The organism is Pedobacter ginsengisoli (genome assembly GCF_030244015.1).
Classification (GTDB): Bacteria; Bacteroidota; Bacteroidia; order Sphingobacteriales; family Sphingobacteriaceae; genus Pedobacter; species Pedobacter ginsengisoli.
In genome coordinates, this window is the sequence record NZ_JASSYX010000004.1 from 480266 (window position 1) to 499660 (window position 19395).

Annotated in this window: 16 protein-coding genes; 2 read left to right on the forward strand and 14 right to left on the reverse strand. The window is 44.5% G+C overall.

Annotation, left to right across the window (positions count from 1 at the left end; genetic code table 11):
* Positions 1-138 precede the first annotated feature (138 nt).
* Positions 139-1086 (forward strand): helix-turn-helix domain-containing protein, encoded by a 948-nt coding sequence (locus QEP08_RS19325; RefSeq protein WP_285060325.1) that lies wholly within the window; start codon positions 139-141, stop codon positions 1084-1086.
* Here the strand turns inward: QEP08_RS19325 and QEP08_RS19330 are convergent.
* Positions 1059-3293 (reverse strand): GH92 family glycosyl hydrolase, encoded by a 2235-nt coding sequence (locus QEP08_RS19330; protein WP_285060326.1) that lies wholly within the window; start codon positions 3291-3293, stop codon positions 1059-1061. The genes QEP08_RS19325 and QEP08_RS19330 overlap by 28 nt on opposite strands.
* A gap of 93 nt (positions 3294-3386) precedes the next feature.
* Between QEP08_RS19330 and QEP08_RS19335 the strand changes: the two genes are divergently transcribed.
* Positions 3387-5162: an aminopeptidase P family protein gene (locus QEP08_RS19335; protein WP_285060327.1), complete on the forward strand. Its 1776-nt coding sequence runs from the start codon at positions 3387-3389 to the stop codon at positions 5160-5162.
* Between the two features lie 194 nt (positions 5163-5356).
* On the opposite strand, the gene QEP08_RS19340 is transcribed toward QEP08_RS19335, so the two are convergent.
* The 13 genes from QEP08_RS19340 to QEP08_RS19400 form a co-directional block, all read right to left on the reverse strand.
* Positions 5357-6145: an SDR family oxidoreductase gene (locus QEP08_RS19340; protein ID WP_285060328.1), complete on the reverse strand. Its 789-nt coding sequence runs from the start codon at positions 6143-6145 to the stop codon at positions 5357-5359.
* 6 nt (positions 6146-6151) lie between these two features.
* Entirely contained in the window at positions 6152-6985 is an 834-nt protein-coding gene (locus QEP08_RS19345; RefSeq protein ID WP_285060329.1) for an amidohydrolase family protein, read from the reverse strand.
* Positions 6972-7829 (reverse strand): fumarylacetoacetate hydrolase family protein, encoded by an 858-nt coding sequence (locus QEP08_RS19350; RefSeq protein WP_285060330.1) that lies wholly within the window; start codon positions 7827-7829, stop codon positions 6972-6974. The genes QEP08_RS19345 and QEP08_RS19350 overlap by 14 nt, the downstream gene beginning before the upstream one ends.
* 10 nt (positions 7830-7839) lie before the next feature.
* The gene (locus QEP08_RS19355) at positions 7840-8604 is read right to left on the reverse strand and encodes an SDR family NAD(P)-dependent oxidoreductase (protein WP_285060331.1); all 765 of its coding nucleotides are present in this window, start codon (positions 8602-8604) and stop codon (positions 7840-7842) included.
* A gap of 9 nt (positions 8605-8613) precedes the next feature.
* Complete coding sequence (locus tag QEP08_RS19360; RefSeq protein WP_285060332.1) at positions 8614-10272, reverse strand: UxaA family hydrolase; 1659 nt, start codon at positions 10270-10272, stop codon at positions 8614-8616.
* On the reverse strand, positions 10272-10607 hold the full coding sequence (locus QEP08_RS19365) for an L-rhamnose mutarotase (RefSeq protein WP_285060333.1): 336 nt from the start codon (positions 10605-10607) through the stop codon (positions 10272-10274). Before QEP08_RS19365 ends, QEP08_RS19360 begins: the two co-directional genes overlap by 1 nt.
* Complete coding sequence (gene fucP / locus QEP08_RS19370) at positions 10607-11809, reverse strand: L-fucose:H+ symporter permease (protein ID WP_285060335.1); 1203 nt, start codon at positions 11807-11809, stop codon at positions 10607-10609. The genes QEP08_RS19365 and fucP overlap by 1 nt, the downstream gene beginning before the upstream one ends.
* A 369-nt stretch (positions 11810-12178) precedes the next feature.
* On the reverse strand, positions 12179-14314 hold the full coding sequence (locus QEP08_RS19375) for an alpha-L-fucosidase (RefSeq protein WP_285060336.1): 2136 nt from the start codon (positions 14312-14314) through the stop codon (positions 12179-12181).
* A 114-nt stretch (positions 14315-14428) separates the two neighbouring features.
* Positions 14429-15289 carry a glucose-1-phosphate thymidylyltransferase RfbA gene (gene rfbA, locus QEP08_RS19380; RefSeq protein WP_285060337.1) on the reverse strand — a complete coding sequence of 287 codons (861 nt, stop codon included), beginning with the start codon at positions 15287-15289 and terminating at the stop codon, positions 14429-14431.
* Between the two features lie 24 nt (positions 15290-15313).
* Entirely contained in the window at positions 15314-15874 is a 561-nt protein-coding gene (locus QEP08_RS19385; RefSeq protein ID WP_285060338.1) for a DUF3109 family protein, read from the reverse strand.
* A 5-nt stretch (positions 15875-15879) separates the two neighbouring features.
* A complete protein-coding gene (locus QEP08_RS19390; protein ID WP_285060339.1) occupies positions 15880-16656 on the reverse strand; it encodes a DUF3108 domain-containing protein in 777 nt (258 codons plus the stop codon).
* A gap of 29 nt (positions 16657-16685) precedes the next feature.
* Entirely contained in the window at positions 16686-17201 is a 516-nt protein-coding gene (locus tag QEP08_RS19395; protein WP_285060341.1) for a DUF2480 family protein, read from the reverse strand.
* Positions 17202-17265: 64 nt separating this feature from the next.
* Complete coding sequence (locus QEP08_RS19400; RefSeq protein ID WP_285060342.1) at positions 17266-19362, reverse strand: peptidylprolyl isomerase; 2097 nt, start codon at positions 19360-19362, stop codon at positions 17266-17268.
* Positions 19363-19395: the final 33 nt, after the last annotated feature.

Sequence of the window (19395 nt, forward strand, 5' to 3'; positions counted from 1 at the left end):
AAATTGATGTCCGGCTACCCCTGAGGAAAGGATAATATACCATGCAAAAAGGATTTATTTCCTGACTTTTTCTTTTAAAAGGTAAAATTTTATTAGATTCGCTTTTAGACCTGCCTCAAAACATCACCTCCTAAGTACATGAATGACAAGGAATTAAATACGTCAATCTTTGATAATCTAACCGAACATTGTGAGGTTCAATATACTGACGAAATCGGTACGTCAAGTTTTATGCGCGTGAGTGAGATCAGAATAGACGGGGCCGACATCTTCGCAGCAAACAGCAAACAAGAACGGGAAATCACCCTCCGGGAGCGCCATGAAACACCTACTTTGGCCATGTACTTTTCTTTGCAGGGACAAAGCTCCGCATGGGAATTGAACAGTAAAGATAAATATGTACTCAACGATAATGAGCATGTATTGTCCTTTGTTCCGGGATTTGACGGATATTATGCTTTAAGCAGCCCCGAGATCAGGAATTTCGGGATTTCCCTGTATGAACCTTTTTTTCGCAGGCTCTACTCTGCTGATCTTGACTGCCTTAAAAGATTCTGGGAGAAGGTACATTCAGGAAAAGCGGCAGATCTTTCTGAACACGCGCTTCCGGTTACGCCGAGACAGCAGTCACTCATCAACGAAATGCAAAATTGTGTGTATACCGGCAGTATGAAGCAGTTGTTCTTTGAATCCAAGATCATTGAGCTATTTCTGCTGCAGGCAGAACAGGCAGAAAATTTAAACGGGCAAAGGCCCCTGAAAATGGAACGCCACAATATTGAAAAGCTGCATGCGGCAAGGCAATTCATCAAACAAAGAATGTTTGACCCTTTAAGCCTGAACGGCATTGCCCGTGAGACCGGGCTCAATGAATTTATGCTCAAAAAAGGATTTAAAGAGTTGTTCGGTCTCACCGTTTTCGGATATCTTAATGAACTGAAGATGGACTACGCCCGGCAGATGCTCCTGGATTCCGGCTGCACCATCTACGAAGTTGCCTATACGATGGGCTATAATGAACCCTACAATTTTTCAAAAGCTTTCAAAAAGCACTTTGGCTATCTGCCGGGTGAGTTAAAAAGATAAATTTCTACATTCCCTCCTTTCACCAGCATCTCGTGACTGATCTCATATTTAGTATATACTTTTCCGTTCCACTTGATCTCCCTGATGTAGATAGATTCAGGTGATGCCTTGCGGGTAGTGATCTTTAACTTTTTGGCTTCCGGCAGGCTGATCTCTATCTCATCAAATAAAGGCGAACAGATCATGTACTGATCTGAGGCCGGGCTGACCGGATAAAATCCCATGCTGGCGAAAACGTACCAGGCAGACATCTGACCCGAATCGTCGTTACCACTCAGTCCTCCCGGCCCATCACTATATTCATCCCGGATGATCTGATGCACTGCCCTTTGGGTCTTCCATGGAGATGAAGTGTAATTATATAAAAAAGAGATGTGATGGCCCGGTTCATTGCCGTGCCAGTATTCATTTCTCTCAAACAGGGTGTCCAGCGCTTTCTCTAACCCTGCCGGCCCTCCCATTAATTTGGCAAGACCCGGAATGTCCTGTGGTACATAAAAAGAATATTGCCGCGGCGTGCCTTCGGTGATGAAGGATGCTTTTTCATCAACCTTAAAATTACTGATCCAGCTCCCGTCCGCATTTCTTCCGCGAACTGAGTTCACTGAAGGGTCGAATACATTTTTATAGTTCTCTGCCCTTTTCACAAGCTGCTCGTAGTCTGTCTTTTTTCCGAGCGATTTTGCAATCATGGCCAGCGCATAGTCATCGTAAGCATATTCGAGTGTCCGGCTCACCTGTTCCTTTTTGTGAAAGGCAAAGGGCACATCATCTTCCATTGGGATATAATTGTATTTGAGGTAGGAGGTCAGTGCCCGCCTGCCTTTCCCATTTTGATAATCCTCATCGGCAGGCAATTCAAAAGCATTTTGTCGCATCAGGCGATAGGCTGCGTTGATGTCATATCCCCTGATACCCTTTAAATAGGCTGAAGCAATGAATGAGGTGACATGGTCGCCGATCATTGCAGCCGTATAATTGTTCCAGCATGGGAAAATAGGCATCCAGCCACCCTGCTGTCCTTTGATGATCATTGATGCAACAAATTCATTGACCAGATCCGGCTTCAGGAGCTCAAACAAAGGCAACTGTGCTCTGTAAGTATCCCACATGCTGAAATCATCATAATAATTGCCCTTGTCAAGCTTAGCCAACTCGTACTGACCTGCAAACCGCGGATAAGTGCCATCAACATCATTAAACAGGCGCGGATGCTGGAGTGAATGATAAAAAGCCGTATAAAAAATCCTTTTGTCCTTCTCCGCCGCAGTTTTAACTTTGATCTGCTCCAGAGCTTTTTGCCACACCCCTTTTTGCTGTTTTACCAGTTCCTCAAATTCCCAGTTACTGATTTCAGCCTGAAGGTTTCTCCGCGCCCCCGCCAAACTGCTAAAGGAAGTCCCGATTCGAATGCGGAGCCGCTCTCCCTTATTGAGCTTAAAGCCCAGATAGGCCCCTGATTGTTTTTGATTTAAAACACTGTCCTGAAGCAAAATACCGCTGCCGGCAAAAATACCACCAGTAGATGATATCCTGTCCACCTGCACCACAAACCAGCCATTGAAACCCGCAGGATTGCCGCTTCCCTGGTAGATCCTATAAGCCGGATTATAACCAACAATCTCTCCCCTGGCCCTGTCTATCTTAACAAAACCTTTGCCTTTATCACTATTTGGCCCAATCAGCAGGTACAAGCTGTCCGTTTTACCCATAGTAAACTGCATCATGCCGCAGCGGGCCGTTCCGGTTAATTCTGCTTTTAGCTGATCCGCGGGGAACCTGACGCTATAATAATAAGGCGTAGTGATTTCGTCACGGTGTGAAAATTCCGCAGCATAGGCTGCAACTGTGGTCTTAAGTTTGCCGGTAACCGGCATGACTGTAAAGCTCCCATAATCCGGAACACAGGAACCGCTTAGCCAATGTGTCCCTCTAAATCCGCTGATTTTAGTATCGCGGTATAAATAAGGAGGATTGCATTTGGTTTCCCCCGTCTGCGTTTGTGGTGTCCACTGGATCATGCCAAAAGGAATACCCACGCCGGGAATGGTATTGGCATTCAGCTCGGTTCCGCTCCCATGTTTTAAAGCTGCTTTTGTAGTCGATGCCGCAGTTCCTGAATAAGGTTGCACATACCTGGTCAGGTCTTCCGTTTTTTGTGCAAATGCCACCACTGGAAAAAGCAGCAGCCATAAAAGTCTCTTCATATAGTTTAAAATTAACAAATATTAGCGCATATTGTCTCCGGCAGATCAAATATTAAATACATAGATTTGTTGCAAAACATAAAAAAGCGAGACATGACTTATATCGAAAAACTAAGCGCTATACGTAATCAAATGAAGGCCGACAATGTGCAGGCCTACATCATTCCTTCTGCCGATCCGCACATCAGTGAATACCTGCCCAACCATTATAAATGCATTCCTTTTGCCTCAGGTTTTACCGGTTCAGCCGGAACACTGGTGATCACACATGACTTTGCAGGCCTGTGGACGGATTTCCGTTATTTTGAACAGGCAGCAGAGCAGCTGGAAAACAGCGGTTTTGAACTGGTCAGACAAAAAGTTCAGCATGCCCCTGAATACATCAAATGGCTTACCGAGAAACTTGACAAAGGCGCCATGGTCGCCAGCAATGAGAAACTGGTCTCGGTATTATTGGGAGACCTCCTCACGCAGCAGTTATCCATAAAAGGCATCAGCTTTGCAAATAAAGATTACTTAAGCCCGATATGGCAAGACAGGCCGGCGCTGCCCGCAGAAAAAGCATTTCTGATCGATGAAAAACACACGGGTCAGTCCGTGAGCAGTAAACTTGCCCAGGTCAGGGAGGCAATGCTTAGCAGTGGTGCTGACTATCACCTGGTCTCCTCTCTCGATGATATGGCCTGGCTCTTCAACATACGTGGTAAGGACGTCAGCTATAATCCTGTTGTTTTGAGCTTCGCACTCATTAATCAGGATCATGCCAAATTGTATATCAATCCTGATAAGTTGACTGCTGATGAAAAAGAACTCTTACTGAAAAGCGGCGTTGAGGTTTTTGAATACGAAGAAATAGAAAATGCACTCAAACATCTTCCTGATCATTGCACAATTCTCATAGACCCTAAAAGAAATTGTTTTGCCTACACGAAACTACTGCCTGTTTCAGTACGGATCATTAAAGAGACCACTCCTTCAACCAACCTGAAGACCATAAAAAATGAAACCGAGCTGGTCAATACCCGCACAGCCATGCGCAAAGACGGCGTTGCGATCACCCGTTTTTTAAAATGGCTTTCTGAAAACATCGGCAAAACTCCCATCACCGAACTTTCAGCAGCCGCAGAACTGCGAAAATTCAGAGCACAGCAGGAAGGTTTTGCAGGCGACAGCTTCACTACCATCAGCGCTTACGGGCCACATGGCGCATTACCACACTACGGCCCGACAGAAGAAAGCAATTCAGAAGTAAAAGCAGAAGGACTGTTTTTAGTGGATTCCGGCGGCCAGTATTTTTATGGCACGACAGACATCACCCGGACCATTCCTATGGGCAACAATACTGAGGAAGAAAGTATCGATTATACTTTAGTCCTCAAAGGAATGATAGACGGCTGTAAAGTCCGTTTCCCTAAGGGAACCTGCGGATACCAGATCGATGCGATCACCCGTAAGCCTTTATGGGACCACGCGATCAATTATGGACATGGAACAGGGCATGGTGTCGGCTATTTCTTAAATGTTCATGAAGGGCCACAGGTATTTAATGCTACCGCAACCCCTGTTGCTATAGAACTGGGTATGATTACTTCTGTGGAACCGGGAATTTACCGGCCGGGCAAGCATGGCATCAGAATAGAGAACCTGGTCAATACCATTGCTGATGTCACCAATGAATTCAACGAGTTTTATGCTTTTGAATGTTTGACTATCGCGCCGATCAGTACGAAGATTGTAAAAAAAGAACTATTGGAAGCAAATCAAATCCAGTGGCTGAATGACTACAATCAATTGGTTTTTGAAACACAGAGTCCATTCCTTACTGTCGATGAGGTTGCATTTTTGAAGGAAGAAACAAAGGCTATTTAGAAAAATTAAGCGCCTACCTTTTCCGTGGCCAGGTATGCGCCCTTAAAACAAAAAAAGCAGAAGTGTTACGAGAAGGCGTGGGAGATTGTGCCCTTCTTCAGGGTGCAAGGTCCGGCCTTAGAGTAATTCTTCTGCTTTTTTTGTTAAATTTTTATAAGATTAACCAGATCGCGCTAGCTGTACCGATAGAAAAACTATCCTGGACTTATCGACCTGTCCAGATGCGTATACCCACCATCTACATAAACCAATTGCCCGGTTGTATGACTTGAAGCATTCGATAACAAGAACACTGCAGCATTTGCGATTTCTTCTGCTGTCGTCATTCTCTGCTCCAAAGGTATTTTGGCAGTAATAGATGCCAGTTTCTCTTCAGGATCAGGCAATGTTTTTATCCAGGTATCATATAAAGGCGTATAACATTCTGCGACAATCACCGCATTCACACGAATGCCATACGGCAATAACTCGACCGCCCACTCACGGGTCAGTGCATTCCTGCCACCATTAGACGCCGCATAAGCCGATGTGCCACCCTGTCCGGTATCCGCGACTTTGGACCCTATATTTACTATGGCCCCTTTGGACAATTTAAGCGCAGGCAAGGCATGATGCGCCATGAGGTAATAATGGACCACGTTCTTGTGAAGGCTATGTATAAACTGCTCGTAAGTTCCATTTTCGAGGCCAATGCTGTCATTAACCCCCGCATTGTTGATCAGACCATCTATTCTGCCGAACTGTTCCAGCACCTGCTTCACTGCGCGCTCATTGTCCTCAGGCCTGGTCAGCTCAGCTACGACCTGAAATGCACTGCCCCCATTGGCTTTAATGTCATCAACCACCTTTAAATTGTCCGATTCATTTCTCCCGATCACCACAGGAATGGCGCCTTCCCTGGCCAGAACCCTAACTATACCTTCACCAATCCCTTTAGCACCCCCGGTTACGATGACCACTTTATCTTTTAATTGCAAATCCATTGCTGCTTATTTTAAACTGTAAAATTTAGTTGCATTGCCCCCCCAGAACAGTTCCTGCTCATGAACAGATAATTTCGATGTATAATCTTTTACCAGCCCAAGCATCCTGTCATAGCTTGCCGCAACCAGGCACACCGGCCAATCTGAGCCAAACATTACACGGCCGGGCCCAAAAGCCTCAAAAGCCACATCGAGATACGGTGTAAAATCTTCCGGTTCCCATAGCTTCCAGTCCGCTTCTGTAACCATTCCCGAGGCCTTACAATATACATTCTCAAGCCTGCCGAGTTCGCGGATATCATGCTCCCATTCATTGATGGTTTGGTTTTTAATATCCGGCTTGGCAATGTGGTCCAGCACAAAAGGCTGATCCGGAAACCGGCCCACCAGTTCCGCAGCGTATTTGAGCTGATCAGGAAAAATGAGGATGTCATAAGTAAAACCAAAATCCCTGAGCTTGCTGATCCCATTTAAAAATGCAGGTTTCAGCATCAGTGCACGGTCAGTCTCTCCCTGAAGGATGTGTCTGAAACCTTTCAGTTTTTCATGGCCCTTCAATTTCTGCAACTGATCTTCGATGTCTTCCGACTGAAGATCCACCCAGCCCACTACACCCTTTATAAAATCGTAATCCGCAGCATTCCGAAGCTGAAACTCATTTTCTTCCGGCGTTTGGTCTACCTGCACCAATACACAACCGTCAATGCCATTTTCTTCAAGTACAGGCGCGAGGTCCGCAGGCAGGAAATCCCGCTGGATCACCGCCATTTCCTCATTGATCCAGCTGTGCCTTACCTTATCAAATTTCCAGAAATGCTGGTGCGAATCAATTTTTAACATAGTTCTTCAACACTTGCTTTGAAGTACCCAGGCCATCAATGCCCAGTTCCACCACATCTCCCGCCTTAAGATACACAGGCGGATTAAAGCCCAGACCCACGCCTGCAGGAGTTCCCGTAGAAATCACATCGCCCGGCAGCAGTGTCATGAACTGACTTACATAAGCAATCACGAAGGGCACGTTAAATATGAAGTTGGAAGTATTGCCATCCTGCATCATTTTACCATTTACCGTAAGCCACAGCCTCAGGTTATTGACATCAGCGATCTCATCCTGAGTAGCCAAAAATGGCCCAAGCGGTGCAAAAGTATCACAACCCTTTCCTTTGTCCCATGTCCCGTTCCTTTCAATCTGAAATTCACGTTCTGAAACATCATTGTGCAGCACATATCCGGCCACATAGTCCAGCGCGTCAGCTTCTTCCACATAAGATGCTTTTTTCCCGATCACCACAGCGAGCTCAACCTCCCAATCCGTTTTCACGGAATTTTTAGGGATGATGATGTCGTCAAATGGCCCGGTCAATGCAGTAGTCGATTTCATAAAAATGACCGGTTCCGGAGGTATCGCAGCATTCGTTTCGCGCGCATGGTCTGCATAATTTAAACCAATGCAGACAATCTTTGAAGGACGTGCTACCGGTGAGCCCAGCCTGGTGTCCTGCGGGATCTCCGCCAGTGAACCTTCGTTGGCTTTAACAAATTCCTCAAGCCTCGCCAAACCATTATCATTAAAAAATTGTTCGTTGTAATCCCCGCCAAAAGCAGAGGTATCGTACCAGGTACCATTGATTATGACACCAGTCTTTTCCTGACCGGCCGCTCCCCATCTGATTAATTTCATTTGTACTGTTTTAGTTGTTTAATTTAACAAATCCACCGTCTACCGGATAATCATTTCCGGTAATGAAGCCCGCTTCATCTGAGCACAGGTACAAAGCCATTGATGCAATCTCTTCAGATGTACCCATACGGCCTATTGGCTGGCTTTTAGATAATTTTTCAAATATTTCTTTTTCCTGTCCCGCATAGTTCTTAGCGATAAAACCATCTACAAAAGGCGTGTGCACCCTTGCAGGAGATATGCTGTTGCACCTGATGCCCTCCGCCATATAATCCCTCGCAACCGACAAAGTCATCGCAGCAACAGCTCCCTTACTCATGGAATAAGCAAAGCGATCCGTAATGCCTACTATAGCAGCAATAGAGGCCATATTTAAAATAGCGCCCTTCCCTTGTTTTTTCATCAGGGGAATAGCAGCAAAAAGACAATTGTAAGCGCCCTTTACATTTACATTAAATACTTTGGTAAAGTCTCCCTCAGAAGTAGTGTCTGCACGGCCAATATGGGCAATGCCTGCGTTATTGACCAAAATATCAATAGTGCCAATCTTGTTAAAGATATCGACAACCTCTTGCTGGCTGGTCACATCACACCTGTAACCAATCGCCTCTCCGTTAAATCTATTGATCTCTGAAATGGTCCCGCTGCTGGCTTCGTCATCTACCTCGATGATGTGAACGACTGCACCCTGCTTTGCAAAAAGCACTGCTATCGCCCTTCCGATCCCGCTGCCTCCACCGGTGATCACTGCTGATTTTCCTTTTAAACTGAACATATATGCTTATTATAATGAAACACCCCTTTTCCATGGGATAAAATCGTCCTGATTCAATAAAACTGCTTTTGGAATAACCTCACCACTGGCCGCTTTGATACAATACTCCAGAATTTCTGTTCCCATCTCTTCAATGGTCTTTTCTCCCCTGATCACCGCACCTGTATCGATGTCGATGATGTCACCCATTCGCGCAGCGAGGGCTGTATTGGTTGAAATCTTAATTACCGGGCAGATCGGGTTTCCTGTTGGTGTACCCAATCCTGTGGTAAATAAGATCAGGGTTGCCCCGCTGGCCGCCTTGCCTGTCGTAGCCTCTACATCATTACCCGGTGTACAGACCAAACTCAGTCCTGGTTTGGTTGCCGGTTCTGTATAGTCCAGCACATCTACAACCGGAGAGGTCCCTGCTTTTTTTGCTGCACCGGTGCTTTTTATCGCATCAGTGATCAGACCATCTTTAATATTGCCCGGCGAAGGGTTCATGTGAAAACCCGAACCGACCAGATGGGCCTGAGCGTCATAATCCCGCATCAGGCGGATAAACTTTTCAGCAATAGGCTGGTTTTCACATCGGTCAATGATATTTTGTTCTGCGCCGCACAGCTCCGGAAATTCGGCCAGCAATACTTTTGCACCCAGGGCAACCAGCAGATCAGAAGTATATCCTACCGCTGGATTGGCAGAAATGCCGCTAAAGCCGTCACTGCCCCCGCATTTAACACCAACACACAATTCACGTAATGGTGCCGGTTTTCTTTCTAGTTTATTGATCTCTGTGAGGCCGATAAAAGTTTGTACGATCGCGTCTTCAATCAACTGCTCCTCACTCTGGCTCAGCTGCTGCTCAAAAACCAACACTTTCTTCTTAAAATTTGGGTTCCGTTTACGGAGATCATTTAAAAAATCGCCGGTCTGCAAATGCTGGCAACCTAAACTTAACAGGGTAATACCGGCTACATTCGGATGATCCGCATAGGAAACCAGCAAATTGCTCAGTACCTGGGAATCCTGTCTTGTACCACCGCATCCCCCCTGATGGTTCAGAAATTTAATGCCATCTACATTCTTAAAAACCCTGTTCGCAACAGGATTCGCCAAACCCAGCTGATCAGCATGAAACGACTCAATAGCCTCGCCGTCCTGATAGGCCTGGAGCAGCTGCCTGGTAAACTGCTTGTATTTATCTGTTACCGTATAACCCAGGTTATTGTGCAGTGCCTCCTTAATGACATCCATATTCCTGTTCTCACAGAATACAGTAGGGATAAACAACCAGTAATTGGCCGTCCCGACCTTCCCGTCCGCACGGTGGTAGCCGTTAAAAGTACGTCCTTCAAAAGCAGAGACATCGGGTGCCTGCCATTTGTAATCTACCTCCCTGTAAGCATAGTCCTGAGAAGCGTGATTGATATTTTCAGTGGTCATTCTACCGCCTTTTGGAATATAGGCCGTTGCCTTCCCCACTAAAACCCCATACATTAAGACTTCATCACCCACCTGCATCTCATTAATGAAAAATTTATGCTTGGCATTCACATCGTCCCGAAGGGTAATGACATCGTTGTTCCACACAATAACTTCGCCCTGTTTCAAGTCCTGTAAAGCAACCAGTACATTATCGTCCGCATGGATTTGCAAAAATTTTTTATTCGTTATTTCCGACATTATTTATTCAATTCAAATATTTTATCCATCAGCATCCATTTTTCTCCCGGCTTGGCTCCGGGCAGCGCCTGCTGGTATTTCCACATCAGCGTCTCCCATTCCTGCACCTTTTCGTTTCCTGCATCCATCGCTCCCTTTTTCTCAAAGCTAAATTCGTCATTTACTTCCATTATCATATAAAGCCGATTGCTAAATCTGTAAATTTCCATATCCACTATCCCCGAAGCAGTAATGCTGTCCCTGATCTCCGGCCATATCTCCTTGTGATAGGCTTCATATTCGCTGATCAGCGACGGATCATCTTTGAGGTCAAGGGTCAAACAGTATCTTTTCATTATTTAGCAATTTTTATTTTATATCCTGTTATTCCAAAAAGCAATACCACTATAAAGCAGATCAATGGTACAATATAAGATACTGGAGTTGAGTAAGTGTCTGCAACCATACCCATTACATAGGGAACCAATGCGCCACCTACGATAGACATGATTATAAACGATGAGGCCTTTTTGGTATGCGAGCCTAAATCCTTAATGCCGAGCGCAAAAATAGTTGGAAACATAATAGACATGAAAAAGAAAACCGCCATTAAAGCATACACGGAAAGCCATGCATTATTCCATATTACCACAGTACAAAGTAATATATTAACAAAGGCATATAAGGCCAGCAATTTATTCGGTTGAATCACACGCATTAAGGCTGTACCGACAAAACGTCCTATGGTAAACAAGATCAATCCACCGGAAAGTAATTTTGCTGCTGTTGCATTATCAATACCCACTCCACTTTCTGTACAATAATTAATAAATAACGTAGCCACTCCAACCTGGGCAGCAACATAGAAAAATTGTGCAACTACTCCAAAAGTAAAATTGCCGTGGCTGAACAACGGCTTTCTGTTTAAGGTCTCAGATGAAACCATCTCACTTTCTTTGATTTCTGGCAATTGTGTTTTGACAAATATCCCGGCTACTATTAAAACAAACACACCAATAATCAGATAGATCATCTTAACAGAATCAAGATTGCTGCTTCCTGAATTGCTGCTCTCTCCAAAAAAAAGATAAGAGGCTATAATTGGCCCAAGGAAAGACCCTACTCCGTTAAAACACTGGGATAAATTAAGCCTGGTTGCGCCCGTTTCGGGGGGGCCAAGTACGGTCACGTAGGGATTTGCAGCTGTCTCTAAACAAGCCAGCCCTGAGGCAAGTATAAAAAGAGCTAAAAGAAAACTGTTAAAACTTGATTGCTCTGCAGCCGGATAAAATAAGAATGCGCCAATGGCATATAACATTAGTCCCAATATGACGCCTTTTTTGTAGCCATATTTACTCATGAACATTCCCGCAGGTAATGCAACCAGAAAGTAGGCACCAAAGTAAGCCGCCTGAAGTAAAGTAGAACGTGTTTTCGTAATATTTAATGCTTCCTGGAAATGTTTGTTGAGCACATCCAACAATCCGTAAGCGAATCCCCACATAAAAAATAGCGAGGTAATCATAATCAGTGGAAACAGATATTTGTTCTTGGTCATTGGTTTTAAATTTGGTTACTCAAAGGACGTAAATTCCGGCATTAATTATTTTGACATTTTATCTAATCATTAAGTGATTTTGGCAGAGAATTGAGTGATCTCTTCACAGGCTGTCCAGCTTAGGCCCCGGTGAAGGACCGGTGCAAACCTGGTTATGCCTGTTCTGAGACACTAAGTTTTTCCAAATTGGATGCATACCTTTTCCCAGTGTCTAAGTCTCTTTCTGCTCCTTGCTTTCAGAAAAAAGATACTTTTCCGAACAGGCATAAGCGCTTTTTTGCACCGATCCTTCATCGGGGCCTAAAAGATGCAGCCTGGGAGGAGAAGTATCTTTTTTCTGAAAAACTAAGCTCTCAAAAAAGCTTAAAACTACTTCAATTCCAACCGAACATTCGGCAAGCCCAAAGTTGTATGCGGCGACAGCGGATCGTGAAGTTTCCAGCTAACCGGATAGTACCGCCCCTTTTGAACAGAAAGCGGTTTCAAAGTCTTATGATAAATGACCTGCTTCACATCGGTAGCAATCCCAATCGTGCTGCATTTTTGAAATCCATTGTAAAATTTAACAATCAGCTGGTTCTTACCTTGTTTCAATGGCAAAAGGATCACATCCTCCATCATCTTTACTTTAAATGGATTGTTGTGCTCATCCAGAATCTGTCCGTTCAAAGACACAGTGACCGCATCACCGGAAGTAATCCGCACCAAAAAAGGCTGATCTTTATCCGCAGTGATCTCCTGCAAAAGATAAGTAGCCGTATTCCTGTCTGCTTTGACTTCATAAGTCTCATTATTCTTCCAGTCAGCCCGCTTCTGCCATACCACACCCTGATCACCAGGCCACGGCTTACTGACATCAACATCCTTCAAATTACCATGCACGCCACCCGGGCCGGAATAATAACTGCCCGATTGATACAACGGCCCCCAGCTAATTGCTCCAGGATCATTTTTCAGCTCTTCCGAATCACCACCCTTTAAAGCCACAACCGAAACCTTGCCATTAATCTCCAAATCAATTGATTTCTCTTTTTCATTCTCCGTAAAATACACTACGGGAGTTAGAGTTTCATTTTTAACCGGGCTTAAGCTCCATGATTCCTTCACCGTGCTCTGATAACGGTTACTATAATCAATACCAGAACTGCTAAAATGCTTAAACGCATTGTGGCTGTTTAAAACCAAAGGCTTTACAGCATCCACAACAATATTTGCCGGCGGCACTTTAAAACCATTCACAAACTCAATGGCGATAACCTTATATTCTTTTGCAATATCCAAACCGGCGGGAACGGTAATTTTAACCCCGGTCGCATTCTGGCTGTATTTCGGCCTCAAACCCTCCCCCAAAACAGAGACATTTTTAATCTTACCCGTCAATCCCGGCAAGACAATCTGCCCGTTTTCCGGTGCAGACAACAAATGCAGGTAAATCTTATTTGACCGGCTGGTCAGGCTCCCCCATTTGAAGGCAATATGAAAAGGATCCGGATCAGTGCCATAAATAGCTTCACCATTTTTCTCCAGCCATTTACCGATACTCAACAACACATCCCGCTCAAAATCAACAACAGTACCATCTCCTTTAGGACCGATGTTTAACAGGAAATTACCACCCCGGCTCGTCACCTGGATCAGGCTTTTCAGCTTTTCCCTGATCTTATCTTCTTCTTTGCCCCTTTTCTGAAACGAACGGTAACCCCAGGTCTCATCAAAAAAAGATGCCGGCGACTGCCATGGCACACCGATCACATAATCAGGCTCCTGATTATCGCCCATCACATTAAAATCACCCATATCGTTCCCGATCCGGCTTCCGATCATACAATCCGGCTGAAGCTTATGAACAAGATCCCTTAGCTCCCTGCTTTCTTCTGCACTTTGCGAGCCCATGTCAAACCAAAGTTCAGACACCGGCCCGTAATTGGTCAGCAATTCAGTAATCTGCTTTTTATTCAGCTCAAAATGCTCCGGGGTGATGTAATCGGAATTACTGCCTGAGATAGGAGAGGCCTGCGGAAAATGCCAGTCGATCAGGGAGAAATAAAGCGCAAACCTCAATCCGCCCCGTTTACAAGCCTCTGAAAGTTCCTTTAGCACATCTTTGCCATAAGGCGTGAAGTCAACTATATTAAAATCAGTGGTATTTGTTTTGAACATGCAAAAGCCATCGTGGTGTTTTGAAGTGATCACGATAGAGCGCATGCCCGCCTTCTTCGCCAGTGAAACTATAGAATCAGGGTTCCATTTCGTGGGATTAAAAGTTTTCGCCACCCCTTCATATTCATCGCTGTATATACCGGCATGCGCCTGGATCTGTTCACTGACATTCCTGTAAGAGGGCTTACCTTTCCAGACACCACCCAGCTCAGAATATACCCCAAAGTGTATAAACATGGAGTATTTCTGGTCCTGCCAGTCCTTTAACGCTTTAGGATCGTGCTGCCCAAACGCGAGCACATTAACCAGCAGCAACAGAAAAGATAAAATTGATATTTGTTTCATGATCTAGTATATCGGATTATTTGGATAGAATGCGTTCCCTTAATATCCAAAGAAAGCCGAAATACCGCAATCAAAGTTTTCTGTATTTTACAAAAGACTCAGCAATTTTGGCATCTATTTGATCAATTTCAGCAAATATGCGCCATATCCGCTTTTTACCAGGGGTTCAGCGATCTTTCTCAGCTGCTCCTTATCTATAAAACCCATCCGGTAAGCTACTTCTTCTATGCTGCCGATCTTCAGGCCCTGCCGCTCCTCGATCACCTGTACAAACTGGCCGGCCTGCATCAAAGAAGCAAAAGTACCAGTATCCAGCCAGGCTGTTCCCCTGCTCAGCACACCAACCTTCAGTTTCCCCTGTTCCAGGTAAACCTTGTTTACATCGGTGATCTCGTATTCTCCCCGTGGCGATGGCTTAATGTTTCTGGCGATCTCCACAACTGAATTGTCATAAAAATAAAGACCCGGAACCGCATAATCAGATTTTGGAACCGCTGGCTTTTCCTCAATCGATACCGCCTGTTTCTGATCGTCAAATTCTACCACACCATAACGCTCAGGATCTGAAACCCGGTAGGCAAATACAACCCCGCCGTCTGGATCAGAACTGGCCTGCAGCAACCTGGCCATCCCGTCGCCGTAAAATATATTATCACCCAGTACAAGGGCCACTTTGTCACTGCCAATAAAATCTGCACCGATTACAAAGGCCTGCGCAAGGCCGTTGGGTTGTTCCTGCACTGCATAAGAAAACTTACAGCCCAGGCTGCTTCCGTCGCCAAGCAGCTTTTCAAAATTTGGAAGATCATGAGGAGTGGAAATGATCAGGATCTCATTGATGCCCGCCAGCATCAGTGTAGACAGCGGATAGTAGATCATCGGTTTATCATAAACCGGCATCATTTGTTTACTCATGACCAGGGTCAATGGGTGAAGCCTCGTGCCGCTTCCGCCTGCTAAAATTATTCCTTTCAATGTATACAGGGTTTGTTAATTACGTTATGAAGATACATTATCTTCCAATTCTTTGAACCATTGTTCTCCATATTTTCTGATCAGCGGCCCTTTCAAAAACTGATAAACCGGAACCTTCAGCTCCCGTCCAAACGAACAGGCATCGTGGCAAATGTGCCACCTGTCATAATTCAGGACTTCAAATTCAGGATATTGGGTTACCCTTATTGGATAAAGGTGACAGGAAATCGGTTTTTGCCAGTCAATCAGGCCCTGTTCATATCCTTTTTCGATACCACATTTGGTGATCCCGTTTTCAAAAGTCACATAAGCACATTCTTTATTACCGTCCACACATGGAGTAGTCAGATCTCCGTCCGGGTCCACAACTGAAGTTCCCTGGGCCTCGATGGCTGCTACCCCTTTTTCTTCCAGCAAATGCTGGATCTTAGGATAAATCTCCTTTAAGATTGCCGTTTCAGCTACATCCAGAGGTGCGCCGGCATCTCCCTCTACACAGCAGATCCCCTTGCACTTATTTAAATTGCATACAAAATGCTCAGTAATCAGGTCCTCATGGACCAGGGTATTCTGTACTTCTATCATTTCCTTTATTTTATAATTTCCAGCGGGTGTTGCAGTCCATCTGCAGACTTTATTTCCATGATTACAGACCCAACCAATATCTCTACCTGTGCCTTTAAAGGCACCCTGTTTCCATCGTCCGAAACCCAAAGGTACAACCTGCTGTCTTTACGGAAGATCCTGCCTGGTTTTATGGAAGGGCTAAATTTCAGGCACCTGATCTTACCCAGTTTCGTTTTGATCACCTCTCTGCCCAGGTACTGGATTTCCAGCTGACTGATCTCATCTCCCAGGAAATAATTCAGCTTCACGAAATCACCGATTTTCATTTTAGAAATGTCCAGACTCCGGGCAAAATAATAGGATGAAACCAGATCAAAGGTCTGCATGGTCGGTGTACTGAAAGTACCCTTGGTAGCCACGACTTTCTTCTCTGCCTGGCTAAACCTCGCTTTATCCTGCCGGCGGTAACTTCCCTCCCTGATATTTTCCTGGTAAAAATAGGGTTTCAGATTGTTGACGTCTATGTAGGAATCATAATGGTCCCTGATCTTGTAAAATACATCGAAGGTACCCGATGTCTGTCCATCCACGCTTAGCCTCAAAGTTGGTTTGCCGTCAAACTTCAGATCTGTCTGCAAAACTTTCAATGTTCCTTCTGCAGCGGTAATGAAACCATACTTCAATTTATAGGTCAGTACTTCCCCGGGCTTAAACACCGGGTCTTTGACAAAAGGAAGCTCTTGCCCGAATGATTTAAAGCTTAGGAACACAACAACAATAACCAACAATAACTTTCTCATACCTAAGCTAATACAAAAAACAATCCAAATTAATCCTTTCGCTTGTAAATGGGCACTGTAGAGCAGGGTTCACCATACATGATGCTCTTTACCACCGGGCTTAACAGGTTGGTGATCTCTACATAGGCCGATACCGGAAGGTCAATATCAGCGCAGCCCTTTACCACAACACGCTCCCCTTCAAAAGTTTTAAGGTCTATTTTAGCCAGAGCTTTAGCAAACAATACAGTTTCAAGAGTCTCGGGGCTTCCAAATACCACTTCATTGGCAAAAGGTTTCAGCTTATTGGCAAGCAGCATATAAGCCCAGGTTGGCACTATTGCATCCGCACTGCAAATTATAGCTACATTTTTTCCTTTATAGTTTTCCCAGTCATGAGTCTTCACAAACTCTCTGAAATCTTTTTCTCTCAGCATCAGACCATGAAAAAGATTGTCCTTGATGTCATAAACAACTCTTTCTCCCGGATGAAGGTACTCTTCCAGATTGAAGGTGATTAACCCGCTGGCAGCTACCTTATTGACAAAATTTTCCTGAATCTCCATAGCTTATCAAATAAAAAGCCGGAAGTAATAATTACTTCCGGCTACAAAATTACGTAAAATAAGATTAATAGAATTTCACCCGATTGTCTTTTATCTTGCTTTTATCCTGCAATGCCTGGAATGCAGCACCTAACGCGCGCTGACCAGCCGCCTGGATCATGGCTTCTTTCTGTTTGTAAGTATTGGCCATTGGTGCCGGACTGGTAAACCCATCAACAACAAAGGCATAAACACCCGACTCTCCTTCAATAGGTTTAGAAATCTTTCCTGGCTGTGATCCAAAAACTGCCCCTACCACTTTATTCTCCTGGCCAATCCCCGGAATAATTGGATTGCTAAAAACAATATTTTGTACCGGCGCAGCAGTTTTTCCTAATTTTTGAGCAACCTGGTCAATAGTACCTGAACCGGATAATGCCTTGTTAATCTTATCGGACAAGGTCTTAGCCTTTACAGCATTGCGAACCATCGGTTCAATTTCTTTTTTGACCGCCTCAAGAGATAAAGTACCCTTAGGTTTAATGTCTGTCAGGCGTGCAATCACAAATGCATTGTCCATTTGATATACCTGATCAAGCACTGTTCCTTTTTCGGCTGCATAAGCATCACGGATCAGCTGACGCGGATTGTCCAAACCTGGGGCAAAGCCCTGAGTAGGGGTAATTTTATCGGCGACGCCTACAGTATAACCTTTCTTTTGAGCAAGGTCAGTAAAGTTTCCTTCTTTTACTTCAGTCAGGAAATTGCTTGCCTTTTTATAAGCAGCATCCCTTGTTTTGTTACTTGACACCAGGCTTTTTTCTATGTAAGCCAGTTTAGCCACTTTTGAGTTCCCAACCTGTTTTTCGATTTTGATCAGATGGACACCAAACTGTGTCGTGACGATCTTAAGGTCACCGACACTTCCGTCAAAAACAGCATTTTCAAATTCAGGAACCATCTGTCCCCTGGTGAAAGTGCCAAGATCTCCGCCTTTATCTTTTGAACCGTCTTCGCTGTACTCTTTAGCCAGATCTGCAAAACTTGCTCCGTTCTGAACCAGGTTTTTCAAGGAATCGGCCATTTTTTTAGCCTTATCAACTCCGCCAAGCTTGCTTGGGTTAATTAAAATATGGCTCGCTTTAACCGAATCAGGTGAAAAACGGGTACTGATGACTTTAACGAGTTTATAGGAGTTTCCTGAAAATTTAGGGCCGTAGAAACTTCCTGCAGGCAAGTTGAAAACCACAGAATCTACTGCAGGATCAAGTTTGCCTTTGCTCATGTAGGTATAAGGCACTTTAACATCCGAATTTACAGCAGCGAACAAAGAATCATTCACAGCTGTTTTAAAGTCATTTGCCAGTTTGTCAACCTGGGCCTTAACCGCCACAGAATCTTCTTTCGTAGGACTTACACTAAAAGACACATATTCAAATGACCTTGTTTCCGTAGGATTATTAAACCGCTCTTTATTTTTATTGTAATAATCTGAATAATCTGATTCACTTAGCTTTACACTTGCATCGGGAACAGACGCATAATCAAGACCGGTATACTTGAAGTTTGCCAGTTTGTTGCGGTTCTGATATTCGTCATTGGCCTCCAGCGTAGTTACATATATGGAATTATTGACCAGCTTGGTATATTTTGTCTGCAAAGCCTGCTTTTCGATTTCTGTTTCAAGCGTACGCAACTGATCTTTCAGTCTCGGATCTTTCGCTCCGTCTTTGAAGATCTTGATGACCTGGGCACGGTCAACAGTACCGGTCTGAGGGTTACCAAAATATTGTACGATCAGCGGACTTGGATTTGGTCCCTGTATCAGGTCGAACAATTCACTGCCTGAAACTGACAGTCCCATACGGGCATATTCTTTTCCTAAAAGTATCCCGGCAATTTCACCTTGCCAAACATTATCAACAGCCATAGCCTGCATTTGGGCATTGCCCGCACCGCCATACTGCTGTTTAAACTGGGCAAGGCTTTGATCAACCTTAGCTCCGAACTGCTCTATATTTATTTCTTCACCGTCAACTGATCCGACAACTTTTTGAGACTCCGCCCAGAAAGGCTTACCTACGTTAATTGCATCACCAACCAAAAATGCAACAATTGCGAAACCGATGGCCCCTACCAGGATATAGCCTGCGCGATTCCGCAAAAATGTCATTAATCCCATAATATTCTTATTTATAATTTTTTTTAAGAGGGC